This is a genomic window from Streptomyces sp. NPDC127038, from assembly GCF_042725875.1.
GTDB lineage: Bacteria > Actinomycetota > Actinomycetes > Streptomycetales > Streptomycetaceae > Streptomyces.
This window is the reverse complement of the sequence record NZ_JBHXDQ010000102.1, coordinates 1-25,650: the sequence shown is the minus strand read 5'-3', so window position 1 is coordinate 25,650 and position 25,650 is coordinate 1. Positions and strand designations below refer to the sequence as shown.

Here is a 25,650-nt window from a genome sequence, read left to right as displayed (position 1 = left end):
TAACGACAACCACCACCTCGCGGCGCGCGGGGGGGCCCCCCCCCCCAACCGACCCCCCCCCCGGGGCGCACGCGGCCTACGAACGGCGTACGGGGGGGCCACCCCGGGTCCCCCCCCGTTCCGCTGTCCCCGCGCGGAGTCACCCTCCGCGATCCCTCCTTTGCGATCGGCATGCCCGGGACCCATGCGCGAGTGGCGTCGGGCACAGCCGGATAACAAGGTGGACAGAAGGGGTTTTCTAGTTGGTCTACGCGCGTTAATCTGCGGCGAAGCCAGCGCCGAAGCTGAACCGTCAGGCGCTGAACGACAGGAGCACACGTAATGCGCCGGGTTACCCGCATCGCGCTCGCAGGTACTGCGACCGCCTCTCTCGCCCTCGCTCTCTCCGCCTGCGGCGGCACCTCGACCTCCTCGTCCTCCTCGGACTCCAAGAGCGGTCACAAGGGCCTCGCCCTCGCGTACGACGTCGGCGGCAAGGGCGACCAGTCCTTCAACGACGCCGCGTACGAGGGTCTGAAGAAGGCGAAGGCCGAGTTCAAGTACGCCACCGCCGACCTCGAGCCCACCGACGGCGAGACGGACGCGGACAAGACGCAGCGCCTGATCTCGCTGGCCAAGCAGGGTTACAACCCGGTCATCGGCATCGGCTACTCCTACGGCCCCGCCGTCAAGGCAGCCGCCGCGAAGCTCCCGAACACCACCTTCGGCATCGTCGACGACTCCACCGTCACGGCGAAGAACGTCGCGGACCTGGTCTTCTCGGAGCAGGAGGCCTCCTACCTGGCCGGCGTCACCGCCGCCAAGGCCACCAAGACCAACACCGTCGGCTTCATCGGCGGCGTGGACGTTCCGCTGATCCACAAGTTCGAGGCCGGCTTCGAGCAGGGTGTCAAGGACACCAAGCCCGGCGTCAAGGTCCTCTCGCAGTACCTGACGCAGACCGCCCAGGAGGGTGGCTTCTCCAGCCCCGACAAGGGCAAGACGGCCGCCGAGGGCCAGATCGAGAAGAAGGCCGACGTCGTCTACGCCGCGGCCGGTCTGTCCGGTCAGGGTGTCATCGAGGCCGCCTCCGCCAAGAAGGTCCTGGCGATCGGTGTCGACTCCGACCAGTACCAGCAGGCGGCGCTCTCGCAGTACAAGGACGCCATCCTGACGTCCGCGACCAAGGATGTCGCCAAGGCGGTCTACAACCTGGCGAAGTCGGTCGAGGACGGTAAGCCCGAGAGCGGTATCGTTCGGGGCGATCTGAAGTCCGGTGAGGTCGGTCTGGCCGACTCCAACCCGTCCTTCAAGAGCAACACCGCGATCCAGGACGCCGTCAAGGCCGCCCAGGAGAAGATCATCAGCGGTGCGATCAAGGTCAAGACCAGCTGACGAGAGTTACCTCAGGAGCAGCCAATGCGGTCCCGGGGAAGTACGGGCAAGTCTCAGTGCCGTCCGGCACGGGGAGGCGCCCGTTCTGCCCCGGAGTCGCTTGGTAACCGCGGGGTTACGTCCGCTCAACGGGATACGAGGAGTCTTGCTCCACGTATCCCGTTCTCGCGGCCCGTGGCCCCTTTCGTTGCCGTAGGGGCGCTACGCGCGTAGACGACCCCCTTTCCCTCAGGAGAGTGCGCCATCAACGCGTCCAGCAGCCCTCCGGCCGGCGCGGTCGACGGTCAGACGACCGCTGTCGAACTCGCCGGGATCACCAAGCGATTCCCTGGCGTCGTGGCCAACCACGACATCCACCTCAGCGTCCGCAAGGGCACCGTGCACGCCCTCGTCGGCGAGAACGGCGCCGGCAAGTCGACGCTGATGAAGATTCTCTACGGCATGCAGAAGCCGGACGAGGGCACCATCGCCGTCGACGGCGAACAGGTCACCTTCTCGTCGCCCGGCGACGCCATCGCCCGCGGCATCGGCATGGTCCACCAGCACTTCATGCTGGCCGACAACCTCACCGTCCTGGAGAACGTCACCCTGGGCAGCGAGAAGCTGTACGGGATCGGCGCCAAGGCCCGCCGCAAGATCGTCGAGATCTCCGACCGCTACGGCCTCGGGGTCCGCCCCGACGTCCTGGTCGAGGAGCTCGGCGTCGCCGAACGCCAGCGCGTGGAGATCCTCAAGGTCCTCTACCGCGGTGCCCGCATCCTGATCCTCGACGAGCCCACCGCCGTCCTCGTGCCGCAGGAGGTCGACGCGCTCTTCGACAACCTCCGCGAGCTCAAGGCCGAGGGCCTGTCGGTCATCTTCATCTCCCACAAGCTGGGCGAGGTCCTCTCCGTCGCCGACGACATCACCGTCATCCGGCGCGGCACCACGGTCGGCACCGCCGTCCCGTCCGAGACCACCCCGCGCCAGCTCGCCGAGCTCATGGTCGGCAGCGAACTGCCCACGCCGGAGACCTCCGAGTCGACGGTGACCGACCAGGCCGTGCTCGAGGTCGAGGACCTGGTGGTCTTCGCCAAGGGTTCGGTGTCGATGGGCAAGGGCTCCGCCGCCCTGCTCATGGACGAGGTGGAGCGCGGCGCCGTACGGCTCGTGCTCGACCACGTCTCCTTCACCATCCACGCCGGTGAGGTCATGGGCATCGCGGGTGTCGAGGGCAACGGCCAGACCGAGCTCATCGACGCGCTGATCGGCCTCAAGCCCGCCGACTCCGGCACCGTCCGCTTCGTGGGCGAGGACATCACCGGGCTGTCCACGCGCAAGCGCCGCGAGAGCGGCATCGGCTACATCCCCGAGGACCGTCACCGCCACGGCCTCCTCCTGGAGGCCCCCCTCTGGGAGAACCGGATCCTCGGTCACGTCACCGAGAAGCCGAACGCCAAGGGTGTCTGGATCGACATCAAGGGCGCCCAGCAGGACACCCGCCGCATCGTCGAGCAGTACGACGTGCGCACCCCCGGCATCGACGTCACCGCGGCCTCCCTGTCCGGCGGCAACCAGCAGAAGCTGATCGTCGGCCGCGAGATGAGCCACAAGCCCAAGTTCCTGATCGCCGCCCACCCCACCCGCGGTGTGGACGTCGGCGCGCAGGCGCAGATCTGGGACCAGATCCGCGAGGCGCGCCGCGAAGGACTCGCCGTCCTGCTGATCTCGGCGGACCTGGACGAGCTCATCGGCCTGTCCGACACGCTCCGGGTTATCTACAACGGCAAGCTGGTCGCGGACGCGGACCCGGCCACCATCACCCCGGAGGAACTCGGCTCGGCCATGACCGGCGCCGCCTCCGGACACCTGGAGAACGAGGAGCTCGCCGAAGCGGCCGAGCTCGAAGAGCCCGCCGAGAACCCGGCGGACGCCCCGGAAGACGAGGCCCGCTGATGAAGAAGTTCGACAAGGAGCGCATCCTCCTCGGGGTGGCCGGACCGGTCATCGCGCTCGTCGTCGCCGTGGCGCTGACCTCGATCGTGCTGCTCGCCTCGGGCAAGAGCCCGATCGAGCCGTACACGATCATGTTCCAGCAGGCGACGTACTCCGACATCCAGGTCCTGATCATCAACCAGGCCTCGCTGTACTACATCGCGGCGCTGGCGGTGGCCATCGGCTTCCGGATGAACCTGTTCAACATCGGTGTGGACGGCCAGTACCAGCTCGCCGCCATGATGGCCGCGATCGTCGGCGCGCACGTCGCGCTGCCGGCCGTGCTCCAGGTCCCGCTGCTGATGCTGACCGCGATCTGCACCGGCGCGTTCTGGGCCGGCATCGCCGGTGTCCTCAAGGTCACCCGCGGGGTCAGCGAGGTCGTCGCGACGATCATGCTGAACGCGATCGCGACCTCCGTCATCGCCTACCTGTGGCTGCCCGACGTCTTCGGCGTCAAGCTCGGCAACAACAACACCACCGGCGAGATGCACAAGTCCGGCTGGATCCCCGGCTTCAACATGGGCGACGCGGGCGAGATCTACGGCCTGGTCATCCTCGCCGTGCTCCTCGGCATCGGCTACTGGATCGTCCTCAACCGCACCCGCTTCGGCTTCGACCTGCGCGCCTCCGGCGCCTCCGAGACCGCCGCCGCGGCCAGCGGCGTCGACCCCAAGCGCATGGTGCTCACCGCGATGCTGCTCTCCGGCGGCATCGCCGGTCTCGCGGGCCTGCCGATCCTCCTCGGCGACACCCACACGTACAGCCTGAACTTCCCGGTCGGCATCGGCTTCCTCGGCATCGGCATCGCGCTGCTCGGCCGCAACAGCCCCGTCGGCATCGCCTTCGCGTCCCTGCTGTGGGCCTGGCTGGACAAGGCCTCGCCCGAGCTCGACTTCCACGGGTACGACAAGGAGATCGCGGTCATCATGCAGGGCCTGATCGTGATCGCCGTCGTCGTCTCCTACGAGTCCGTCCGCGAGTGGGGCCTGCGCCGCCAGCAGCGCCGCGTCGGCGCGGAACTCGCCGCGGGCAACGTCCTCGGCGGCACCGACAACACCCAGAAGGAGGTGGCTGGCCAGTGACCACCGCAACCGACGTCAACCAGCCCACGCTTCAGCCCGCGGCTCCCGGCAGCCGCCGGATGTCGCTCCCCGTCCTCCTGCTGGTGATCGCGGGCGCCCTGGCGCTGACCTCGATCGTCCGCATCATCACCGGTGCCGACGGCATCACCAACGTCAGCCAGATGTCGACCGCGCTCGAACTGGCCGTCCCGATCGGCCTGGCCGGTCTCGGCGGTCTGTGGGCCGAGCGCTCCGGCGTCGTCAACATCGGCCTCGAAGGCATGATGATCCTCGGCACCTGGTTCGGTGCCTGGGCCGGCTACCAGTGGGGCCCGTGGACCGGTGTCCTCATCGGTGTCATCGGCGGCGCCGTGGGCGGTCTGCTGCACGCCGTCATCACGGTCACGTTCAACGTCAACCACATCGTCTCCGGTGTGGCCATCAACATCCTGGCGCTCGGCGTCACCCGCTACCTCGCCCCGATCGCGTTCGAGGGCGTCGAGGGCGGCTCGGCCAAGCAGTCCCCGCCGGTCGACTCGCTCGGCCAGTTCACCGTGCCAGGGCTCTCCGACTGGCTCACCACCCTGAACAACAAGGGCTGGTTCTTCGTCTCGGACCTCGCGGGTCTGCTCGGCGGCCTGGTCACCGACGTCTCCTGGCTCACCCTGATCGCCGTCGCCCTGGTCCCCGCCACCTGGTGGATCCTGTGGCGCACCTCGTTCGGTCTGCGGCTGCGCTCCTGCGGCGAGAACCCGATCGCGTCCGAGTCGCTCGGCGTGAACGTCTACAAGTACAAGTACATCGCCGTGATCATCTCCGGCGGTCTGGCCGGCCTCGGCGGCGTCTTCCTCTCCATCGTCGCCAACCCCTTCTACCTGGAGGGCCAGACCAGCGGCCGCGGTTACATCGGTCTCGCGGCGATGATCTTCGGCAACTGGATGCCCGGCGGCCTCGCCCTCGGCGCCGGACTGTTCGGCTACACCGACAGCCTCAACCTGCGCGGCGGCTCGGAGAACGTCCACGCCCTGCTGCTGCTCGGCGCCATCCTGCTCGTCATCGGCGCGGTGTGGCTCGCGGTCAAGAAGAAGTACGTCTCCGCGGCCGTCACGTTCGTCATCGGCGTCCTGGTCTACCTCTGGTACGCCAACACCAACGAGGTGCCCAGCCAGATCGTCTCCGCCACCCCGTACGTGATCACCCTGCTCGTCCTGTCCCTGTCGGCGCAGCGTCTGCGCATGCCGAAGGCGGACGGCCTGCCGTACCGGAAGGGACAGGGCAAGTGACAGCCGCCGGCGTGGAGTCCGCGGACGTCGACTGGGCGGAGCTGAGGGAGGTGGCCCGTACGGCGATGACCCGTGCGTACGCCCCCTACTCGGACTACCCGGTCGGCGCCGCCGCCCGCGTCGACGACGGCCGGATCGTCTCCGGCTGCAACGTCGAGAACGCCTCCTACGGCCTCGGCCTGTGCGCCGAGTGCGGTCTGGTCTCCGAACTGCGGGCCACCGGAGGCGGCCGGCTGACGCACTTCACGTGCGTCGACGGGCAGGGCGAGATCCTCGTCCCGTGCGGACGCTGCCGGCAGCTGCTGTTCGAGTTCGGCGGGGAGGACCTGATCCTGGAGACACCGCGCGGTCTCGTGCCCCTCGCCGAGATGCTCCCGCAGGCCTTCGGGCCGGGCCATCTCACCAAGTAATGCCCCGCGGCCCCTCCGACCGGCTGACGCCGGGGAGGGGCCGCTCATCTTTCGGAAGGAACGCCATGGCCATGGACGCCGTCTCCGTCATCCGCACCAAGCGGGACCGTGCCGAGCTCAGCGACGCGCAGATCGACTGGGTCATCGACGCGTACACCCGCGGCGAGGTCGCCGACTACCAGATGGCCGCCCTCAACATGGCGATCCTGCTCAACGGCATGAACCGCCGTGAGATCGCCCGCTGGACGGCCGCGATGATCGCCTCGGGCGAGCGGATGGAGTTCTCCTCCCTGTCCCGCCCGACCGCCGACAAGCACTCCACGGGCGGCGTCGGCGACAAGATCACCCTCCCGCTGGCCCCGCTCGTCGCCGCCTGCGGCGCGGCCGTGCCCCAGCTGTCCGGGCGCGGCCTCGGCCACACCGGCGGCACCCTGGACAAGCTGGAGTCCATCCCGGGCTGGCGCGCGCTGCTGTCCAACGAGGAGATGCTGCACGTCCTCGACACCACCGGCGCGGTCATCTGCGCGGCCGGCGACGGCCTCGCCCCGGCCGACAAGAAGCTCTACGCGCTCCGCGACGTCACCGGCACGGTCGAGGCCATCCCGCTCATCGCCTCCTCGATCATGTCCAAGAAGATCGCCGAGGGCACCGGCTCGCTGGTCCTGGACGTGAAGGTCGGCACCGGCGCCTTCATGAAGACCATCGAGGACGCCCGCGAGCTGGCCTCCACCATGGTGGGCCTCGGCACCGACCACGGGGTGCGGACGGTCGCGCTCCTCACCGACATGTCCACCCCGCTCGGCCTGACCGCGGGCAACGCCCTGGAGGTCCGCGAGTCCGTCGAGGTCCTCGCCGGCGGCGGACCCGCCGACGTCGTCGAGCTGACCGTCGCCCTGGCCCGCGAGATGCTCGACGCGGCCGGCATCAAGGACGCCGACCCGGCGAAGGCGCTCGCCGACGGCTCCGCGATGGACGTCTGGCGCCGCATGATCGCCGCCCAGGGCGGTGACCCCGACGCCGCGCTGCCCGTCGCCCGCGAGCAGCACGTCGTGACCGCGCCCGCCTCCGGCGTGCTGACCCGCCTCGACGCGTACGACATCGGTATCGCCGCCTGGCGTCTGGGTGCCGGACGCGCCCGCAAGGAGGACCCGGTGCAGGCCGGCGCGGGCGTCGAGCTGCACGCCAAGCCGGGCGACACGGTCACCGCGGGCCAGCCCCTGCTGACCCTCCACACGGACACCCCGGACCGCTTCGACTACGCGCTCCAGGCGGTCGAGGGCTCGTACGACATCGGCGCGGCCGGCACGGACTTCAAGGCCGGCCCGATCGTGCTGGACCGCATCGCCTGATCCGCGGTCTCCTCAATCGGACGAACGGGACCGGTGGACCTCCACCGGTCCCGTTCGGCATGTCAGCCGAGGAGCGCCGCCACCACGACGAGCACCGGCACCGAGGCCACCGTCGACAGCAGGATCGAGTCCCGGGCCAGGCGCTCGCCCACGCCGTAGCTGGAGGCGTAGGTGAAGAGGTTCTGGGCGGCCGGGAGGGCGGAGGTCACCACGACGTCGAGCAGCTGGGCGCCGTGCAGGCCGAAGACGCCCGAGGCCATCGCCCAGGCCGCCACCGGCTGGCCCACCGACTTCAGCGCGACCGACAGGAGCACCGGGACCCGGTCGGGGCCCCGGCCCGGCATCGTGCTGCCGCACAGGGAGATGCCGAAGGCGAGCAGGACGGCGGGGACCGACATGTTGCCGATCAGCGTGAGCGGGTCGAGGACCGGGCCCGGGATGCTCAGGCCGCTCGCCGAGACGAGGACCCCGGCGAGCGAGCCGACCGCGATCGGATTGCGCAGGGGGGTGAGCAGCCGGCGCCACAGCGACCCCTCGGCGCCCTGGCCCCACAGGTCGAGGACCGTCAGCGCGACGGGCGTCACGCCGATCAGCTGGAACAGCAGCACGGGCGCCACCAGCGAGGCGTCGCCCAGGACGTACACGGCGATCGGGATGCCCAGGTTGCCGGAGTTCACATAGCTGGAGCACAGCGCGCCGATCGTCGTCCGGCCCACGCCCCAGCCCCGTAGGGCACCCACCGCGACGAAGACGCCCGCCACCGCGGCCGTGCTCATCGCCGTGACCAGGAGTCGGGCGGAGAAGATCACCGACAGGTCGGCGCGCGCGAGCATGGTGAACAGCAGGGCCGGGGACGCCACGTGGAACGCGAGTCTGGTCAGCACCTCGCGGCCGTGCTCCCCGAGATGACCGCCCCTGCCGAGCACGTACCCGACGCCGATGACGACGGCGATGACCGCGAAGCCGCTCAGCACCCCCTGCACGGCACCCCCTCGGAGCGGAGGGGGCCGTCGGGTATCGCGGGCGGAACCGGTTCATGGGGCATGCACCCAACCCAACGGGGAGGAGCGGGCGCCGGTCAATGTGATCTTCGGGGCCGTCCGCGATGAGTTCGGGGCCCCGGGCCGGTCTACTGACCGTGGACTCCGTGAAACCGGCCGTACTCGTGCTGCGAGGACTGCTCGCCCCGGGTGAGGCGCCCCGGCTCTGCGAGGCCGTCAGGGCGCTCCTCGGGACGACCGGGGCCGGGGTCGTGGTCTGCGACGTCGAGAACCTCGGGCCGCCGGGACTCACCGCCGTCGACACACTGGCACGCATGGAACTGGCGGCCCGCCGGGCCGGAGGCCGCATACGCCTGCACGGCCCCGACCCCGCGCTGAGCGCCCTACTCGATCTCGTCGGTCTCCGCTTCGAGACCTGCCACGGCTCCGGTCCCGCCGGCCGCCCCGTCGCCCGGAGCCCCGGGGCCGTCGAGGTGGAGGGGGAGGCCGAAGAGCGGGAACCAGCGTGCCGTGTCCAGGAAGAAGTGGAACCCGGAGACGCGGCCCTCTGAGATCTCCAGCACCTGTACCGACCAGGGGGTGTGGCCGCCCGCCTCCTCGTCCGGCTTGTACTGGGCGAAGCCGGGCAGGCCGTTCACCTCGACCGGGATCAGACGCGAGCCGGCGCAGGCGGCGCCCAGCGTGGTCATGAAGCCGGTGATGTCCTCCGTGCCGCGCAGCCACAGGTCGAACGGCGGCATCGTCATGATCGCGTCCTCGTGGAGGAGCGCCGTCAGGGCCGTCATGTCGTACCCCTCGAACGCCGTCACATAGCGCTCCAGGAGCTTCTGCTGCTCCTCGTCCAGCGGGTCTGAGGTGGCGGCGTCCGCGCCCGCCCCCTCGCTCTCGGCGAGGGTGGCCCGCGCCCGCTGGAGCGCGCTGTTGACCGAGGCGACCGTCGTGCCCAGCAGCTCCGCCACCTCGCTCGCCCGCCAGGCGAGGACCTCGCGCAGGATGAGCACCGCGCGCTGCTTCGGCGGCAGCTTCTGGAGGGCCGCCATGAAGGCCAGGCGCACCGACTCCTTGGCGACCGCGGCCTCCGCCGGGTCACCGGTCGCCGGCAGCACGCGCGCGTCGGGCACCGGCTCCAGCCAGGTGTTGTCCGGGCGCGGGGTGAGCGCGGCCTGGGCGAGCGGCGAGGGGCCCGAGAGATCCATCGGACGAGCCCTCCGGTTGCCCGCGTTGAGCATGTCGAGACAGACGTTCGTGGCGATCCGGTAGAGCCACGACCGCATCGAGGAGCGGCCCTCGAACTTGTCGTAGCTGCGCCAGGCGCGGACCAGGGTGTCCTGCACCGCGTCCTCGGCCTCGAAGGACGAGCCGAGCATCCGGTAGCAGTACCCGGTCAGCTCGACCCGGTGCCTCTCCAGCCGGACGTCCAGGTCCTCCGCAGTCGCCGTGCCCTCGCTCATGGCCAACCCACCCCTGTGGCTGATTCCGTTCCGCGCGTCGTCGCGCCGGCACTTCGGAAGCTACCGCAGCCCACTGACAATGGCGTGCGGAGCGGACATACCGGCAGGTCACAGGGGTGTCCCGGAGGTTTGAGCCTCCGGTGGCCGGGAGGGGACTCAGTGGGCGGGCGCGGGCGCCGGCACCCCGCGTGCGGCGGTGCGGGCCGCTCGGGAGCCGAACAGGGTGATCGAGACGACTCCCAGGACCGCGAACAGCCCCATGGCCACCGTGCCCGCCCAGCCCCCCGCGTGGAAGGCGACCGCGCCGAGCGTGCTGCCGGCGCTGGAGCCGATGTAGTACGCGGACTGGTAGAGCGCCGAGGCCTGGGCCCGTCCCTCCTTGGCGGTGTGGCTCACCGAGGACGACGCGACCGCGTGGCCCGCGAAGAAGCCCGCGGTGATCAGGACCAGGCCGAGCAGCACCAGCGCCAGCGAGCCGGCGAGCGACAGGAGCAGGCCCGCGGTCGTGGTGGCGCCCGCGAGGTAGAGGGAGCCGCGGCGGCCCAGGCGCCCGGCCAGCCGGCCCGCCGTGGACGCCGACACCGTACCGACGAGATAGACCAGGAAGACCGAGCCGACGAGGACCTGCGGGAGCGAGAACGGCGCCTCGGCGAGGCGGTAGCCGATCACCGTGTAGACCCCGCCGAACACCATCATGAACAGCGCGCCGATCGCGTACAGACGGCACAGCAGCGGGTTCGCCAGATGGCCGCGCACGGTGCGGGCCAGCACCCGGGGCCGCAGCGAGCCCCGCGTGAAGTGCCGCGGCGCCGGGAGCAGCAGCCGGAAGGCCACCGCGCAGCCCACGGCGATCAGCCCGATCGTGCCGACGGCCACCCGCCAGCCCCACTCCTGCGCCACCCAGCCGGTGATGATCCGGCCGCTCATCCCGCCGACGCTGTTGCCGGCGACGAACAGCCCGATCGCGGTGATCAGCGCCTTGGGGCGGACCTCCTCCGCCAGGTACGCCGTCGCCGACGCGGGGAGTCCCGCGAGCGCCGCGCCCTGGACCGCCCGCAGGGCCACCAGCGCCCCGATCGACGGCGCGAAGGGGACCAGCAGACCGACGGTGACCGCCACCGCCAGGGACGCCGTCATCAACGTACGCCGTCCGAAGCGCTCCGACAGGGCGCTCATCGGCAGGACGAACAGCGCGAGCCCGCCCGTCGCGGCCGACACCGTCCAGCTCGCCTCGCCGGCGCTCGCCCCGAAGTCCGCGGAGACCAGCGGGAGCAGGGCCTGGGTGGAGTAGAGGAGCGCGAAGGTCGCGACACCGGCGAGGAAGAGCGCGAAGCTCATCCGGCGGTAGCCGGGCCCGCCGGGGGTCATACGGGAGTCGGCGGCGGCCTGGCCGGAGTCGGCGGTGGGGGCGGCGGTGGCGGTGGCGGGAACGGAGGCGGCGGCGCCCGTGGTGACGGGCGCCCCGGTACTGGCGGAAGGCATACCTCGAACGTAGGGAGCCGCCGTTCATCCGTCCAATGCATGGAATCGCCATAATCGTTCCCATGGCGCATCAACAGAGGTCACAGGCTCGCCTGTCACCGTTCAGTGACACAGAAGACAGCGCGCACCTCGCGCGGCTGCTCGCGCCGCGCCTGGCGTACTTCGCCGGTGTCGCTCGCACCGAGCACGTGACCCGGGCCGCGGAGCAGATGGGGGTCCCGCAGTCGACCCTGTCCAGGGCCATGGTCCGGCTCGAACAGGACCTGGGCGTCGACCTGTTCGCGCGCCACGGCCGGACCGTGTCGCTGACCCCCGCCGGCCGTGCCTTCCTCGCCTCCGTGGAGCGGGCCCTCGCCGAGGTCGAGCGGGCCGCCGAGCAGGTGCGCGCGGACGCCGACCCGGCCACCGGCAAGGTCGCGTTCGGCTTTCTGCACACGATGGGCTCGGAGACCGTACCGGGGCTGATCCGCGCGTTCCGCGCCGATCACCCGGGCGTCCGCTTCAGTCTCGTGCAGAACTACGGCGAGGCGATGCTGGAGGGGCTGCGGTCGGGGGAGCTCGACCTGTGTCTGACCTCGCCCGTGCCGGACGCGCCCGATCTGGTGGGCCGCCGGCTCGACGAGCAGAAGCTCCGGCTGGTCGTGCCCGCCGACCATCCGCTCGCGGGGCGCAAGCGGGTGCGCCTCGCCGAAGCGGCCGACGAGACCTTCGTGACCCTGGAACCCGGCTACGGGATGCGCCGGATCACCGACGACCTGTGCCAGGAGGCGGGCTTCCGGCCGCGTATCGCCTTCGAGGGGGAGGAGGCGGAGACGCTCCGGGGTCTGGTCGCGGCCGGCCTCGGAGTCGCCCTGCTGCCGCCACCGGCGGTCGCCCGTCCGGGAGTCGTCGAACTGACGGTCACCGCACCGCGCGCGGTGCGCGAGATCGGCGTCGCCTGGCTCGACGGCCACCCGGACACCCCGCCGGTGGCCGCCTTCAAGAAGTTCCTGCTCTCCCGCCGGGGCCGCCTGCTGCCCGAGTGACCGGGCCCGTACGCCGGGCGGACGCGAATCGCCAGACAGACCCTAGCGGCGCAGCGACTGCCCGAAGCCCGCCGCGAGCGGCATCCGCAGGCCGAGCGGCGGCGGCGCGGCGAAGGCGTCCTCGACCGGGCGGGAGTAGGAGTGCCCGAACAGCGATCCCAGGACGAAGTCCTCGGCGAGGGCGAGGACTTCGTGCCGGTGCTGGTGCAGCGCGTGCCCGTCCGAGTGGACCTCGAAGCGGCAGATGCCCCGGTTGGCCTTCTTCGCGCGGGAAGCGAGCCGGAACGACAACTCCGGGTCGGTGCGAGCGTCGTTGGTGCCGTGCACGATCAGCACCCGCCGTCCCCCCAGCTGTTTCACCGGTTCGGGTGGCGCGGCGACGTCGTCCTCGGGCAGCCAGGGTGCCAGGGCCAGCACGGAGTTGACGGCGGGGTGCCCGCCCGCGCGCAGCGCCGCCCGGCCGCCCATGTCGACGCCGGCCAGGCACACGGGCACGTCGCCGTAGCGGCGGACGATCTCGTCCGCGGCCCAGGAGGCGTCGGCCGCGAGATGGGCCTCGCTTCCGTTCCAGCCGCGGACCCGGTAGTGCACCACGTGGCCGACCAGGCCCTCGGCGCGTCCGGCGCGGGTCAGCCTGCGCCCGAGCGCGCGCACGGAGGCGGCCGCCATCATGGGTGAGGGTCTTCGGGACGAGCTCTCCTCGCCGCCCGGCAGCAGCAGAACAACTCCGCTGACCGCCGTCGGCTCCGGGCCGATCGCCCTCCCCAGCCGGGCCCTGCGAACCGCCGTCGCTTGCTGTGCCATGACAGAACAGTGTCAGAAGCCAGGGTGTACGCCACCCGTCCGCACGGTCACCGTTACATATCGGCGGATGCGTACAACCGGAGATCTACGCGCGTAGGGGCTACAGTGCCGAAATGACGAGCCAGATCCGGAACACCCCGAGCTCGGAGCAGATCCGCCGGGCGCCCAAGGTCCTGCTGCACGATCACCTCGACGGGGGCCTGCGCCCCGGCACGATCGTCGAACTCGCCCGCGACACCGGCTACTCCGGCCTCCCCGAGACCGATCCGGGCAAGCTCGGGATCTGGTTCCGCGAGGCGGCCGACTCCGGTTCGCTGGAGCGGTATCTGGAGACGTTCGCCCACACCTGCGCCGTCATGCAGACCCGCGAGGCGCTGGTGCGGGTCGCCGCCGAGTGCGCCGAGGACCTCGCCGAGGACGGGGTCGTCTACGCCGAGGTGCGGTACGCGCCCGAACAGCACCTGGAGGGCGGGCTCAGCCTCGAAGAGGTCGTCGAGGCCGTCAACGAGGGCTTCAGGGAAGGGGAACGGCTGGCCCGGGAGAACGGCCACCGGATCCGGGTCGGCGCCCTGCTGACCGCCATGCGGCACGCGGCCCGCGCCCTGGAGATCGCCGAACTCGCCAACCGCTACCGCGACTCGGGCGTCGTCGGCTTCGACATCGCGGGCGCCGAGGCCGGCTTCCCGCCCACCCGGCACCTCGACGCCTTCGAGTACCTCAAGCGCGAGAACAACCACTTCACGATCCACGCCGGCGAGGCGTTCGGCCTGCCGTCCATCTGGCAGGCCCTCCAGTGGTGCGGCGCCGACCGGCTCGGGCACGGCGTCCGCATCATCGACGACATCCAGGTCCGCGAGGACGGCACGGTCGAGCTCGGGCGCCTCGCCTCGTACGTCCGCGACAAGCGCATCCCGCTGGAGCTGTGCCCGAGCTCGAACCTCCAGACCGGCGCCGCGGACTCGTACGCGGCCCACCCCATCGGTCTGCTGCGGCGTCTGCATTTCCGCGCCACCGTCAATACGGACAACCGTCTCATGTCGGGGACGAGCATGAGTCGTGAATTCGAGCACCTGGTCGAGGCGTTCGGTTACTCGCTCGACGACATGCAATGGTTTTCTGTCAATGCTATGAAGTCGGCGTTCATTCCTTTCGATGAACGACTGGCCATGATCAATGACGTCATCAAGCCCGGATATGCAGAATTGAAGTCCGAATGGCTGTTCCAGCAGACCGCCTCCACCAGCGGTTCCGTGGAACAAAAGGGCTGATCGGCGCACAGGGAAAGCGGCCGGGTCTTCACTTCTCCTCCATGACTCGGCCGCTTTTCCGTGTTTGCGGACGGCGGGATCACGTGTTTACGGTTCTGGACCGCTCACATACCCGTCTCACCCACCCCAAGGACGCATTCACGATGAAGCAGTCTGCTGCCAAGACTCTCGGTGTCGCCGCTCTCGGCGCCGCATTCGCCGCCGTCGGCGCGGGTGCCGCGAACGCCGCCCCGGCCGTGCCGGACGCCTCCTCGGCGCTGGACACCGTCACCAGGACGCTGCCCGCCGAGAACGTCGCCTCCGTGCTGCCCGGTGCCGGTCAGACGCTCGCCCAGGGCCAGAGCGCCCTCGGCGCGGGAGTGGCCGCCGCGAAGCCCGCCGCCACGCGTCTGCTCGCCGACGGGCCCGCCGCGCCCGTGGCCGGACTGCTCGGAGGCCTGCCGCTCCAGGGTCTGCCCACGCACGGCCTGCCGGTCAACGGGATCCCGCTGGGCTGACGCGCCCGCCCGCGCTCCCCTGCGGGCGGAGAGCTCCCCGCCTGTCCGAGCCCGGGGCTCTTCGGCCGTACGCGGGCCGGTTCACGCGCGGTCCCTCCGCGCCGGCCTCCGGCCGCACGAACGCCGGTGGGGCGCACCCTTCGCGGGTGCGCCCCACCGGCGTTCGTCGTGTGCCCAGCGGTCCTCCGCCGGGTTCCCGCCCAAGGTCACCAGGCGTCGCGGACGACCTTGTCCTCGGACGGGAAGAGGATCCACAGCGCTATGTAGAGCAGGCACTGCGGGCCGGGGAGCAGGCAGGACAGGACGAAGACGACACGCATCGTCGTCGCCGAGGTGCCGAAGCGCCGTGCCAGCGCAGCACAGACTCCGCCGATCATGCGGCCGTTCGTGGGGCGGGCAAGGGCGGTCATGGTGGCTCCTTCGCGAACCGTCGTCGAGTGCCGGCGGGGCCGGCTCCGTCGTTCTCACCGGTGCCTTCACCGGTGTCTTCGACGTTACGAGGACGACGTGCGCGAGACCTCGCTCCAGGGAGCGATCCCGACCCTGGGAATCGTCGGGGTCCTACCCTGAGCCGGGTCCTCCGGGAGGACGGCCGCGCGGCGCCGCGTCTCGGCCCTGCGGCGCAGCCGGGCCCGGGCGGCGGGCACGATCGCGAGATGCGCGAGGGCCACGCCGACGGTGTTCAGGATGATCGAGTCGATGTCCACGACCTGGCCCGGCACCCCGGTCTGGAGCAGTTCTATGCCCAGCGAGAGCAGCACACCGGCCGCGGTCGTGCGCAGCAGCGAGCCGAGCGGGGAGACGCAGAGCCTGCCTCCCGCCATCGGGAGCAGCACGCCGAGCGGGGCCAGCAGCCCGAGGCCCGCGGCGATGCGCCGCGCGGCCACCTCCGGGCCCAGTGCAAGGTCGGCTCTGATGCCCGCGAAGGGCCGCAGATTGGCGGCACTCACCCAGGGGACGTCCAGCGGACGCAGCGTGATCCAGGCGACGAGCGCCAGATGTGCGACGAGGAGGACACCTCCTGCCACACGGACGCGGGTGACGGCGCTGCCGTCCTCTGAACCTTGACGCTGCACGCCCCCCAAGACGCGGGGTCCGGCACGATCGGTTCCGCTGCGAAGCGTTTCGGCCCCGTGGCGTTACGAACCCCGGACAGTCGTCGACGCCGGGGCCGTGTCGCCCGGCGCGGCCCGCATCTCCGGGGTGCACTCGTAACTGCGCAGGCCGGAGGGCGCGGGACCGCCCAGGACGACACTGCCGTCGTCCCGCGCGGCCGCCGAGTCCGAGAAGGTGCACACGATCTGGGCGAGCGCGGTGCGGGTGAGGTCCTGCGGCGGGGTGCTCAGCCGGAGCGTGTCCTCGGGATCCCCGTCCCGGGGCCCGCTGACCGTCATCCCGCCGCGCACGTCCGTCGTGTACCCGGCCTGCTCCTCGGGCGTCGACGGCGCCTCGGCGAGCTCGTCCAGCAGCGCCTGGGCCACCAGGACCCGGCGCGCCGCCTCCGCCGTGCCGTCCGCGATGCGCACCGACCGGTCGACCGTCACCAGCTGCTCCGAGCAGAGCAGGAAGACCTGCACCGGCACCCCGTGCGAGGCCTCGGTGGTGATGTCGGGGCCGGAGAGCGCGCAGGGCACCCGTGACGGCGCCGGACCGAAGTCGGTCGGCACCTGGGTGGGACGGATGCCGCACCCCGTGAGCAGCGCGGCGAGCAGCAGAACGGCCAGCCAGGGCAGCACCCTTCGGCGGGAGGCGGGACCCGTCCGGGGACCGGTGGGGTGTGCGGTGGTCATCCGGCGGTGCCTTCCGTGCCGTTCGCCTGCGCCGAGCCGTCACGGCCCCGCGGGTCGTCGGCGAGCAGTTCCGACGCGTCCTGGGGCAGGCGCAGCGTGAACACGGCCCCGCCCTCGGGTGAGTTCGCCGCGGTGATCTCGCCTCCGTGGATGTGCGCGTTCTCCAGGGCGATGGACAGGCCCAGACCGCTGCCCTCGGACCGCGGGCGGGACGCGCTGGCCTTGTAGAACCGGTCGAAGACGTGCGGCAGGACGTCCTCGGGGATGCCGGGACCGTGGTCCCGTACCTCGATGACCAGTTCCCCGCCGTCCACCCGCACCGACACCCGCACCGGTGAACCGCCGTGCTTGAGCGCGTTGCCGATCAGGTTCGCCAGGATCACGTCGAGGCGGCGCGGGTCGAGCCGCGCCGTCATGCCGCGTTCGGCGTCCAGGTCGACGGCGTCCAGCCAGGCTCGCGCGTCGATGCACGCGGTGATCTGGTCCGTGATGTCCACGTCGTCGAGGATGAGCCGGGCGGTGCCCGCGTCGAACCGGGTCACCTCCATCAGGTTCTCCACGAGGTCGCCGAGCCGCCGGGTCTCGCTCACGACCAGCCGTACGGCCGGCTCGATCATCGGGTCGACGCTGCCGGTCTCCGCGTCCAGCTCCTCTTCGAGGATCTCGGTGACGGCGGTGATCGCCGTGAGCGGTGTCCGCAGTTCGTGGGACATGTCGGCGACGAACCGGCGGGACGCCTCGTCCCGCGCGCTCATGTCCGCCACGCGTTTCTCCAGCGCCTCCGCGGTCCGGTTGAACGTCCGTGACAGATCGGCGAGTTCGTCCGTGCCGGAGACCCGGAGCCGGGTGTCCAGCTTGCCCTCGCCGAGCCGGCGGGCCGCGATGCCGAGACGGTGGACCGGCTTGAGGACCGTGGTCGCGGCGGCCTGCGCGAGCAGCGCCGACCCGATCAGCGCCAGCCCGGTCGCGATCCCCAGCGACCAGGCCAGGGAGTTGAGGTCCTTGGCCTCCGGCTCCAGGGACTTGAGCATGTAGCCGGTCGTGCTGCCGTCGATCACCCGGGCCCCGCCCACCAGGTACGACTTGTCGTGCTCGGTGATCCGCTGCCAGTACAGGTGGTACGCCGACGTGTTGGTCGAGGTCAGCGGCTGCTGCTTGTTCACCGCGTTGCGGAGGGACTTGGGCACGTCCTCCAGCGTGAAGGTGTCCAGCTCCGATTTCCCGGTGATCATCTTGCCGTCGACGTCCTCGGCGGTCAGCAGCACGCTGAAGCGCTGGCTGCTGTTCGCCATCTGCCCCGCCGTGCGCTGGAGTTCGTCCTGCGCCGGGTGCACGGGCAGCATGCTCGCGTGGTTGCGCATCTCCTGCTGGAAGTCACGCAGCACCGCGTCCTGGGTACGGGTCAGCACGGCCTCGCGGTTGAGCCAGTACGCGATGCCCGACGCGGACACCGCGGCCGTGAGGGCCACGAGCCCGAACACCACGACCAGACGCAGCCGAAGACTGGTGAAACGCAGACCGGACAGCAACGCCTTGCGCGCCGCGGCCCAGCCGCGGAGCTTGTCCTGCGGTTTGGTCACTGAGGGTTGTCCAGCCGATAGCCGACGCCGCGCACGGTACGGATCAGAGTGGGCGAGGACGGCACGTCCTCCACCTTGGCGCGCAGCCGCTGCACACACGCGTCGACCAGGCGCGAGTCGCCCAGGTAGTCGTGCTCCCACACCAGACGCAGCAACTGCTGCCGGGACAGCGCCTGTCCGGGCCTGCGGCTCAGCTCCAGGAGCAACCGCAGCTCGGTGGGCGTCAGTTGCAGGTCCTCGCCGTTCTTCGTGACCGTCATCGCGGCACGGTCGATGACCAGCGAGCCGAACGACGCCGAGTCGTTCGCCTCCCGCTCGCCGCGGCGCAGCACGGCACGGATCCGGGCGTCGAGCACCCGGCCCTGCACGGGCTTGACGACGTAGTCGTCGGCACCGGACTCCAGTCCGACCACGACGTCGATGTCGTCACTGCGCGCGGTCAGCAGGATGATCGGCAGCTGGTCGGTACGCCGGATGCGCCGGCACACCTCGAAACCGTCGATGCCGGGCAGCATCACATCCAGCACGATCAGATCCGGTCGCTGCTCGCGGAGCAGCTTCAGACCGTCCTCGCCGGTGGCAGCGGTGGCCACCCGGTGTCCCTGGCGCGTCAAAGAGAGCTCCAGGGCCGTCCGGATGGCGTCGTCGTCCTCGATCAGCAACAGGGAAGGCACGAACGTCATTCTGGCCCATGTCCGGCCCGGGTATCGACTGTTGGAGCGCTCCCACTCGCCTCCCGGGCACATCGGAGGCACTCGCGGGCGGCGCGCGGGGCCCGAGGGGCCGTCTGCGTAGTCGTACCGCTCTTCTCTGTGATCGCGCTGTGCCGCGCCCGGGAGGGACCCCTGTGACAGGTCTGTGACAGTCGGCGGACACGGCCATGAAGTGGGCCCGGCAAGCTTCTCGGCACAAGGCAAGGACGCACGGCGGAACGAACCGAAGATCCGGGACTCCACGACGGGGGGCGCGAGATGAACACGCTGCACAGCACCAGCACTAGCGCAGTTGTCACGCGGCTCCACGACGTCAACCGGACGGCGGAGAAGTCCGGTGTCGTGAGCCAGCGGGGGTGCGCTCGTGGCACCGGACGTCAGCACACCGCGTACATGACGGTGGTTGACGGTTTCACGGGGGAGAACACCACGGCGCAGGCCGCCGTGGGCACGACGGGGGGGAAGGCTCACGGGGGAGCCGCGTACGGGGAGGGCTCGGGGGAGCGTCGTTCCGGGACGGTGAGCGTGGAGGCCGAAGCGGCCTTCACCGCCTACGTCCAGGAGCGCCGCGCCTCCCTGTACGCAACCGCCTACCACCTGACCGGTGACCGCTTCGAGGCCGAGGACCTGCTGCAGAGCGCGCTGTTCTCGACGTACCGGGCCTGGGACCGGATCAGTGACAAGGCCGCGGTCGGGGGCTACCTCCGCCGCACCATGACGAACCTGCACATCAGCGCGTGGCGCCGCCGCAAGCTGAACGAGTACCCGACCGAGGAGCTGCCGGAGACGGCCGGCGACACGGACGCGATGCGCGGCACCGAGCTGCGCGCGGTCCTGTGGCAGGCGCTCGCCCGGCTGCCCGAACTCCAGCGCACGATGCTGGTCCTGCGTTACTACGAGGGCCGCACCGACCCGGAGATCGCGGAGATCCTCGGCATCAGTGTCGGCACGGTGAAGTCGAGCATCTGGCGGTCGCTCCGCCGGATGCGCGAGGACGAGGTCCTCAGCTTCGGCCGTGACGAGGAGGAGTCCTTCGGGGAGCTTGTCGCCTGAGGGAACGGGGGCCGGCTCCGGGGGGAGCCGGTGAACGGGGACGTCGGTTCCGGGGGGAGCCGACACCGACGGGGTCACGGGGAAACGGGTCACGGGGAACAGGCCGTGTCACGGGGGACCACGGGGAAAAGAAGAAGGTCCAGGCGGTCGGGGGTCCGCTTGGACCTTCTTCGCGTTCCGGGAGCAGCCGGAGACGGCCCCGCCGGAGCTTCACGGCCGTCGCGCGGCCAGCGTGCCGTGCTGTGCGGCTGGAGTGCCGGGCTACGCGACTGCCGGGCTACGCGGCCGTCGTGGGGGCGGACACGGGCCGTGCGGCCGAGGCCGCCGCCAGCCGGTCGAGCGCCTCGTCCCGGTCGCAGGGGTGGGCGCCCAGAGCCGCCTGGCGCGCCACGATGGAACGCTCGGAGCGCATCAGGCGCCAGCCGCGCCGCAGCAGGAAGGGCACCGACTTGCGGCCCTCCCTCAGATCCCGTACGAAACGGCGCCGGAACGTGGTGACCGCGCCCCGGGACAGGCACAACGCGTCGGCGAGGAAGCCGAGTTCGCGGCAGCGTTCGACGATCTCGGCGGCGAAGATCCCCTCCGCGATGAACAGCGGCGCCCCGTCGATGCCGAGCCCCTCGGCCCCGGTGCGGGCGCTCAGCGAGATGTCGTAGACGGGGACGGTCGTACGACCCGTACGGCACAGTTCCCCGATCGCGGCGACGGCGGTGTCCGCGTCCCACGACAGCGGGTGGTCCCAGTCGATGTCCGCGCTGCCCTCGACCCGGGGGAGGGTCGGGTCGCCGGCCTCCTTGTAGAAGTCGTCGAGGCGGAGCACGGGGAGCCCGGAGGCGGCGGCGAGAAGGGACTTCCCGGAGCCGGAGGGGCCGCAGAGCAGCACCACGCGGGCGGGTATCGGGAGAGGGGAACCCAATGGTCTGTACCTTCTGTGACAGGTCCGGCGGACCGCGCGTCGGCGCGGTCCCTCCCCATTATCCCCGGCTCGGCCGTCCAGGAGGACGGATGCCGGACGGATGTGACGAGACGCTCGGACGCGACGAGTCGCCCGGGGGTGACGAGCCGTTCGGGGGTGACGAGTGGCGCTGATATGCCTGTTGCCCCGCAGGGGCGAATCCGCGGCCGGGATCGCCCGGGCGCGATCCGGGTCAACTACTGTGCGTGTCGCACCCATCGCACTCCGCTCCACGTCCCACGACGTTCGACCCGCTAGCCGAAGAGGAAAACCTGATGGCGCGACACGCAGCCCAGCGGAACAGCCTGGCCCGTACGACCGTGCGGATCGCCGCGGCGGTCGGCGTGGCCGCCGCAGGCGCGGCCGCGGCGACCCCGGCCTTCGCGGACTCGGCCCCCGCCGTGGACGCCCTGCGCTCCCGGCCCGCCTCCCTCGGCAACGTCGACCCGCTGGCGGGACTGTCCGCGCTGAACGGGACCGTTGGGTACGTCACGGGCCCCGTGGAGGGCCTCAAGCCCAACCCGCTGGCCGGCACGGGAGTCGACCCGCTCGACAACGGCGTCGGCACCCAGCTCGCCGACTTCAAGCCGCTGTCCTCCAAGGCGCTCACCGGGCCGGTGGCGGAGGCGCAGTCGATCGGCGGGATCCCGGTGCTCGGTCAGGTGACCGGGCTCCTTCACTGAACCTCGCGCACGGGCCGAAGGCGCCCGGGCATGAGAGAGCCGCGCTCCCCCTGGACGGAGGGGAAGCGCGGCTCTCTCGTGTCGCGGGGCCCCGGGGACACGGATCGGGGCCCCGGCGTCTTGGGGCGTCGGCGCCACGGCGGGCGGGCCGGGGGCTCAGTACGACGAGCCCCCGGCGCCCAGCGAGCCCGTCGGGTGCCAGACCGTCTTCGTCTCCAGGAAGGCCGTCAGCCGCCCGGTCCCGGGAGCCCGGAAGTAATCCACAGCCTGTGGACGGACCACGCGCTTCAGATTGTCCGCCGCGGCGATCTCCAGCTCCTTCGCCAGCACCTCGTCCGCGCCCGCCAGGTCGATGGCGTTGACGTCCTGGTGCGCCGCCAGCGGGGCCGCGATCTCCGCGGTCCGGCCGGACAGGATGTTCACGACACCGCCGGGCACGTCGGAGGTGGCCAGCACCTCGCCCAGCGACAGCGCCGGGAGCGGGGCCTTCTCGCTGGCGATCACGATCACCGTGTTGCCGGTGGCGATCACCGGGGCGATCACGGACACCAGCCCGAGGAAGGACGACTCCTGGGGCGCCAGGACCGTCACCACGCCCGTCGGCTCGGGGGAGGAGAGGTTGAAGTACGGGCCCGCGACCGGGTTGCCACCGCCCACGACCTGGGCGATCTTGTCGGTCCAGCCCGCGTACCAGACCCAGCGGTCGATCGCCGCGTCGACGACGGCCGCCGCCTTCGCCTTCGACAGGCCCTCCGCGTCGGCCACCTCGCGGACGAACTGGTCCTTGCGGCCCTCCAGCATCTCGGCGACGCGGTACAGGACCTGGCCGCGGTTGTACGCGGTCGCGCCGGACCAGCCGCCGAACGCCTTGCGCGCGGCGACGACCGCGTCACGGGCGTCCTTGCGGCTCGACTGCGGGGCGTTCGCCAGCCACTTGCCCTTTGCGTCGGTCACTTCGTACACCCGGCCGCTCTCGGAACGCGGGAACTTGCCGCCCACGTACAGCTTGTAAGTCTTGAAGACGCTCAGACGCTGCTGCTCGGACTTCTCGGCTGCACTCATTTATCGCTCGCCCTCCGGGCTCGACGGGGCGAGGTACGCCTCCAGACCGTGCCGGCCGCCCTCGCGGCCGAAGCCCGACTCCTTGTACCCGCCGAACGGCGAGGTCGGGTCGAACTTGTTGAACGTGTTGGACCAGACGACACCCGCGCGCAGCTTGTTCGCCACGGCGAGGATCCGGGAGCCCTTCTCGCTCCAGATGCCCGCCGAGAGGCCGTACGGGGAGTTGTTGGCCTTGGCGACCGCCTCGTCCGGGGTGCGGAACGTGAGGACGGACAGCACCGGACCGAAGATCTCGTCCCGGGCGATGGTGTGCGCCTGGGTGACGTTCGTGAACAGCGTCGGGGCGAACCAGTAGCCGGCGGACGGGAGTTCGCAGGCCGGGGACCAGCGCTCGGCACCCTCGGCCTCGCCCTGCTCGACCAGCGCGGTGATACGGGAGAGCTGCTCGGCGGAGTTGATCGCGCCGATGTCCGTGTTCTTGTCCAGCGGGTCGCCGAGGCGCAGCGTCGACAGCCGGCGCTTGAGCGAGTCGAGCAGCTCGTCCTGGATCGACTCCTGGACCAGCAGCCGCGAACCCGCGCAGCAGACCTGGCCCTGGTTGAAGAAGATGCCGCTGACGATGCCCTCGACGGCCTGGTCGATCGGGGCGTCGTCGAACACGATGTTCGCGCCCTTGCCGCCCAGTTCGAGCGTGACCTTCTTGTGCGAACCCGCGACCTGGCGGGCGATCGCCTTGCCGACGGCGGTGGAACCGGTGAAGGCCACCTTGTCCACGTCCGGGTGCTCGACCAGGGCCGCGCCCGCGTCGCCGTACCCGGGAAGGATGTTGACGACACCCCTGGGCAGGCCCGCCTGGCGGCAGATGTCCGCGAAGAACAGCGCCGTCAGGGGCGTGGTCTCGGCGGGCTTCAGGACGACCGTGTTGCCGGTCGCGAGCGCCGGGGCGATCTTCCACGCCAGCATCAGCAGCGGGAAGTTCCAGGGGATGACCTGGCCGGCGACGCCCAGCGGACGCGGGTTCGCGCCGAAGCCGGCGTGGTCGAGCTTGTCGGCCCAGCCCGCGTAGTAGAAGAAGTGCGCGGCGACCAGCGGGAGGTCGGCGTCGCGGGTCTCCTTGATCGGCTTGCCGTTGTCCAGCGTCTCCAGGACCGCCAGCTCGCGGCTGCGCTCCTGGATGATCCGCGCGATGCGGAAGAGGTACTTGGCGCGCTCGGAGCCCGGCAGCGCGGACCACTTCACGAAGGCCTTGCGGGCGGCCTTCACCGCGCGGTCGACGTCCGCCTCGCCCGCCTGGGCGATCTCGGAGAGGACCTCCTCGGTGGAGGGGGAGACGGTCTTGAAGACCTTGCCCTCGGCGGCCTCGGTGAACTCACCGTCGATGAACAGGCCGTAGGAGGGGGCGATGTCGACGACGGAGCGGGACTCGGGCGCCGGTGCGTATTCGAATGCGGAAGCCATGTGGATCAGTCCACCGTCACGTAGTCGGGGCCGGAGTAGCGGCCGGTGGCCAGCTTCTGACGCTGCATCAGCAGGTCGTTCAGGAGCGAGGACGCGCCGAAGCGGAACCAGTGGTTGTCCAGCCAGTCCGCGCCCGCGGTCTCGTTCACCAGGACCAGGAACTTGATCGCGTCCTTGGTGGTGCGGATGCCGCCGGCCGGCTTCACGCCGACCTGCACGCCGGTCTGGGCGCGGAAGTCGCGGACGGCCTCCAGCATCAGCAGCGTGTTCGCGGGGGTCGCGTTCACGGCCACCTTGCCGGTGGAGGTCTTGATGAAGTCGGCCCCCGCCAGCATGCCGAGCCAGCTCGCGCGCCGGATGTTGTCGTACGTCGACAGCTCGCCGGTCTCGAAGATGACCTTCAGGCGGGCCGCGCCCGAGGCCTCCTTCACGGCGACGATCTCGTCGTACACCTTCAAGTATCTGCCCGCGAGGAACGCCCCGCGGTCGATGACCATGTCGATCTCGTCGGCGCCCGCGGCGACGGCGTCGCGCACGTCGGCCAGCTTCACGTCGAGGGCGGCGCGGCCGGCGGGGAACGCGGTCGCGACCGAGGCGACCTTCACCCCGGAGCCGGCGACGGCCTCCTTCGCGACGGCCACCATGTCGGGATAGACGCAGACCGCCGCCGTGGTGGGCGCCGTGCGGTCGGTCGGGTCCGGGAGGACGGCCTTGGCGCCGAGCGCCCGGACCTTGCCCGGGGTGTCCGCGCCTTCCAGCGTCGTCAGGTCGACCATCGAGATGGCGAGGTCGATGGCGTACGCCTTCGCGGTGGTCTTGATGGAACGGGTGCCGAGCGAAGCGGCGCGTGCCTCCAGGCCGACCGCGTCGACGCCGGGCAGCCCGTGGAGGAAGCGGCGCAGCGTGCTGTCGGACGCGGTTACGTCGCCGAGGGCGGGTGCAGAGGTGGGCATGGTCACCAGACGAGCATATCTACGCGCGTAGCGGCTTGTACAGCCCCGGACCCCCGAGGGATTTCCACTCCCCACCCGGCGCGCCCCCACCCCCCGGAACCCAGCCTTCCGCCCGCCCCGGCCCCACCCACAACTTTCTCTCGCCCCCTCCGCCCCTACCCATCCCGTCACCAGGGGCTCCGCCCCCGGACCCCCGCTCCTCAAACGCCGGAGGGGCTGATTTTTTCCCGGCCGGGGCTGAAATGTCTTCCCGGCTGGGGCTGAATCTTTCTTGGCCGGGGCTGAAAGGTGCTCGTGGTGGGTGACCGTCACCAAGACGCACCCGCAGTCGGCCGCGGGCCGTCGGGGCCGTGCCGGTACATCGATGGCCGTCGCCACCGACGGTCACGCCTCATCCAACGGCGACGGCCTGATGCACCGG

Annotated in this window: 24 protein-coding genes and 1 pseudogene; 12 read left to right on the top strand and 13 right to left on the bottom strand. The window is 71.1% G+C overall.

Going from position 1 to position 25,650, the window contains the following annotated elements; translation table 11 throughout:
- Positions 1 to 321: 321 nt before the first annotated feature.
- The 6 genes from ACFWI4_RS39265 (at position 322) to ACFWI4_RS39240 (ending at position 7,454) form a co-directional block, all read left to right on the top strand.
- Complete coding sequence (locus ACFWI4_RS39265) at positions 322 to 1,374, top strand: BMP family protein (protein WP_385402074.1); 1,053 nt, start codon at positions 322 to 324, stop codon at positions 1,372 to 1,374.
- Positions 1,375 to 1,617: 243 nt separating this feature from the next.
- Positions 1,618 to 3,309: an ABC transporter ATP-binding protein gene (locus ACFWI4_RS39260; protein ID WP_387206238.1), complete on the top strand. Its 1,692-nt coding sequence runs from the start codon at positions 1,618 to 1,620 to the stop codon at positions 3,307 to 3,309.
- Entirely contained in the window at positions 3,309 to 4,433 is a 1,125-nt protein-coding gene (locus ACFWI4_RS39255) for an ABC transporter permease (protein ID WP_387206236.1), read from the top strand. The genes ACFWI4_RS39260 and ACFWI4_RS39255 overlap by 1 nt, the downstream gene beginning before the upstream one ends.
- Positions 4,430 to 5,695, top strand: coding sequence for an ABC transporter permease (locus ACFWI4_RS39250; RefSeq protein WP_385402079.1), 1,266 nt, complete (start codon positions 4,430 to 4,432; stop codon positions 5,693 to 5,695). The genes ACFWI4_RS39255 and ACFWI4_RS39250 overlap by 4 nt, the downstream gene beginning before the upstream one ends.
- Positions 5,692 to 6,105 (top strand): cytidine deaminase, encoded by a 414-nt coding sequence (locus tag ACFWI4_RS39245; RefSeq protein ID WP_385402082.1) that lies wholly within the window; start codon positions 5,692 to 5,694, stop codon positions 6,103 to 6,105. The genes ACFWI4_RS39250 and ACFWI4_RS39245 overlap by 4 nt, the downstream gene beginning before the upstream one ends.
- 65 nt (positions 6,106 to 6,170) lie before the next feature.
- Positions 6,171 to 7,454 (top strand): thymidine phosphorylase, encoded by a 1,284-nt coding sequence (locus ACFWI4_RS39240; RefSeq protein WP_387206234.1) that lies wholly within the window; start codon positions 6,171 to 6,173, stop codon positions 7,452 to 7,454.
- A 62-nt stretch (positions 7,455 to 7,516) separates the two neighbouring features.
- On the opposite strand, the gene ACFWI4_RS39235 is transcribed toward ACFWI4_RS39240, so the two are convergent.
- Positions 7,517 to 8,437, bottom strand: coding sequence for an AEC family transporter (locus ACFWI4_RS39235; protein ID WP_387206232.1), 921 nt, complete (start codon positions 8,435 to 8,437; stop codon positions 7,517 to 7,519).
- Positions 8,438 to 8,559: 122 nt separating this feature from the next.
- On the opposite strand from ACFWI4_RS39235, the pseudogene ACFWI4_RS39230 reads away from it, so the two are divergent.
- Positions 8,560 to 8,799 (top strand): annotated as a pseudogene (locus ACFWI4_RS39230) (hypothetical protein); the annotation flags it as partial.
- A 39-nt stretch (positions 8,800 to 8,838) separates the two neighbouring features.
- On the opposite strand, the gene ACFWI4_RS39225 reads toward ACFWI4_RS39230, so the two are convergent.
- Both ACFWI4_RS39225 and ACFWI4_RS39220 read right to left on the bottom strand, forming a co-directional pair.
- Complete coding sequence (locus ACFWI4_RS39225) at positions 8,839 to 9,906, bottom strand: sigma-70 family RNA polymerase sigma factor (protein ID WP_387206230.1); 1,068 nt, start codon at positions 9,904 to 9,906, stop codon at positions 8,839 to 8,841.
- Positions 9,907 to 10,062: 156 nt separating this feature from the next.
- Positions 10,063 to 11,388 carry an MFS transporter gene (locus tag ACFWI4_RS39220; RefSeq protein ID WP_387206228.1) on the bottom strand — a complete coding sequence of 442 codons (1,326 nt, stop codon included), beginning with the start codon at positions 11,386 to 11,388 and terminating at the stop codon, positions 10,063 to 10,065.
- 62 nt (positions 11,389 to 11,450) lie between these two features.
- Here ACFWI4_RS39220 and ACFWI4_RS39215 point away from each other — a divergent pair, with 62 nt between their 5' ends.
- Complete coding sequence (locus tag ACFWI4_RS39215) at positions 11,451 to 12,413, top strand: LysR family transcriptional regulator (protein ID WP_387206226.1); 963 nt, start codon at positions 11,451 to 11,453, stop codon at positions 12,411 to 12,413.
- A gap of 42 nt (positions 12,414 to 12,455) precedes the next feature.
- On the opposite strand, the gene ACFWI4_RS39210 is transcribed toward ACFWI4_RS39215, so the two are convergent.
- Positions 12,456 to 13,217 carry an alpha/beta hydrolase gene (locus ACFWI4_RS39210; protein ID WP_387206224.1) on the bottom strand — a complete coding sequence of 254 codons (762 nt, stop codon included), beginning with the start codon at positions 13,215 to 13,217 and terminating at the stop codon, positions 12,456 to 12,458.
- A 113-nt stretch (positions 13,218 to 13,330) separates the two neighbouring features.
- Here ACFWI4_RS39210 and ACFWI4_RS39205 point away from each other — a divergent pair, with 113 nt between their 5' ends.
- Both ACFWI4_RS39205 and ACFWI4_RS39200 read left to right on the top strand, forming a co-directional pair.
- The gene (locus tag ACFWI4_RS39205) at positions 13,331 to 14,485 is read left to right on the top strand and encodes an adenosine deaminase (RefSeq protein ID WP_387206222.1); all 1,155 of its coding nucleotides are present in this window, start codon (positions 13,331 to 13,333) and stop codon (positions 14,483 to 14,485) included.
- Between the two features lie 143 nt (positions 14,486 to 14,628).
- Positions 14,629 to 14,982 carry an ATP-binding protein gene (locus ACFWI4_RS39200; RefSeq protein ID WP_385402105.1) on the top strand — a complete coding sequence of 118 codons (354 nt, stop codon included), beginning with the start codon at positions 14,629 to 14,631 and terminating at the stop codon, positions 14,980 to 14,982.
- A gap of 206 nt (positions 14,983 to 15,188) precedes the next feature.
- On the opposite strand, the gene ACFWI4_RS39195 is transcribed toward ACFWI4_RS39200, so the two are convergent.
- From ACFWI4_RS39195 to afsQ1, 5 genes are all read right to left on the bottom strand, one after another.
- The gene (locus ACFWI4_RS39195) at positions 15,189 to 15,392 is read right to left on the bottom strand and encodes a PspC domain-containing protein (protein ID WP_385402107.1); all 204 of its coding nucleotides are present in this window, start codon (positions 15,390 to 15,392) and stop codon (positions 15,189 to 15,191) included.
- Between the two features lie 84 nt (positions 15,393 to 15,476).
- Entirely contained in the window at positions 15,477 to 16,058 is a 582-nt protein-coding gene (locus tag ACFWI4_RS39190) for a VanZ family protein (protein ID WP_385402109.1), read from the bottom strand.
- 63 nt (positions 16,059 to 16,121) lie between these two features.
- Positions 16,122 to 16,772 (bottom strand): hypothetical protein, encoded by a 651-nt coding sequence (locus ACFWI4_RS39185; protein ID WP_387206219.1) that lies wholly within the window; start codon positions 16,770 to 16,772, stop codon positions 16,122 to 16,124.
- Positions 16,769 to 18,352, bottom strand: a complete 1,584-nt coding sequence (locus ACFWI4_RS39180) for an ATP-binding protein (RefSeq protein WP_387206217.1) — start codon at positions 18,350 to 18,352, stop codon at positions 16,769 to 16,771. Before ACFWI4_RS39180 ends, ACFWI4_RS39185 begins: the two co-directional genes overlap by 4 nt.
- Positions 18,349 to 19,026, bottom strand: a complete 678-nt coding sequence (gene afsQ1, locus ACFWI4_RS39175; RefSeq protein ID WP_037625670.1) for a two-component system response regulator AfsQ1 — start codon at positions 19,024 to 19,026, stop codon at positions 18,349 to 18,351. Before afsQ1 ends, ACFWI4_RS39180 begins: the two co-directional genes overlap by 4 nt.
- Before the next feature lie 297 nt (positions 19,027 to 19,323).
- On the opposite strand from afsQ1, the gene ACFWI4_RS39170 reads away from it, so the two are divergent.
- The gene (locus ACFWI4_RS39170) at positions 19,324 to 20,118 is read left to right on the top strand and encodes a SigE family RNA polymerase sigma factor (RefSeq protein ID WP_387206215.1); all 795 of its coding nucleotides are present in this window, start codon (positions 19,324 to 19,326) and stop codon (positions 20,116 to 20,118) included.
- A gap of 277 nt (positions 20,119 to 20,395) precedes the next feature.
- Here ACFWI4_RS39170 and ACFWI4_RS39165 read toward each other — a convergent pair whose 3' ends face one another.
- Positions 20,396 to 21,034, bottom strand: coding sequence for a uridine kinase (locus ACFWI4_RS39165; RefSeq protein WP_387206213.1), 639 nt, complete (start codon positions 21,032 to 21,034; stop codon positions 20,396 to 20,398).
- 314 nt (positions 21,035 to 21,348) lie between these two features.
- Between ACFWI4_RS39165 and ACFWI4_RS39160 the strand changes: the two genes are divergently transcribed.
- Positions 21,349 to 21,756: a hypothetical protein gene (locus ACFWI4_RS39160; RefSeq protein WP_385402123.1), complete on the top strand. Its 408-nt coding sequence runs from the start codon at positions 21,349 to 21,351 to the stop codon at positions 21,754 to 21,756.
- Between the two features lie 156 nt (positions 21,757 to 21,912).
- Here the strand turns inward: ACFWI4_RS39160 and ACFWI4_RS39155 are convergent, their stop codons facing one another.
- The 3 genes from ACFWI4_RS39155 to deoC are packed head-to-tail and all read right to left on the bottom strand — an operon-like array spanning position 21,913 to position 25,229.
- On the bottom strand, positions 21,913 to 22,818 hold the full coding sequence (locus ACFWI4_RS39155) for an aldehyde dehydrogenase family protein (protein WP_387206211.1): 906 nt from the start codon (positions 22,816 to 22,818) through the stop codon (positions 21,913 to 21,915).
- Entirely contained in the window at positions 22,819 to 24,276 is a 1,458-nt protein-coding gene (locus tag ACFWI4_RS39150) for an aldehyde dehydrogenase family protein (protein ID WP_385402128.1), read from the bottom strand.
- Positions 24,277 to 24,281: 5 nt separating this feature from the next.
- Positions 24,282 to 25,229, bottom strand: coding sequence for a deoxyribose-phosphate aldolase (gene deoC, locus ACFWI4_RS39145; protein WP_385402272.1), 948 nt, complete (start codon positions 25,227 to 25,229; stop codon positions 24,282 to 24,284).
- Positions 25,230 to 25,650 lie beyond the last annotated feature (421 nt).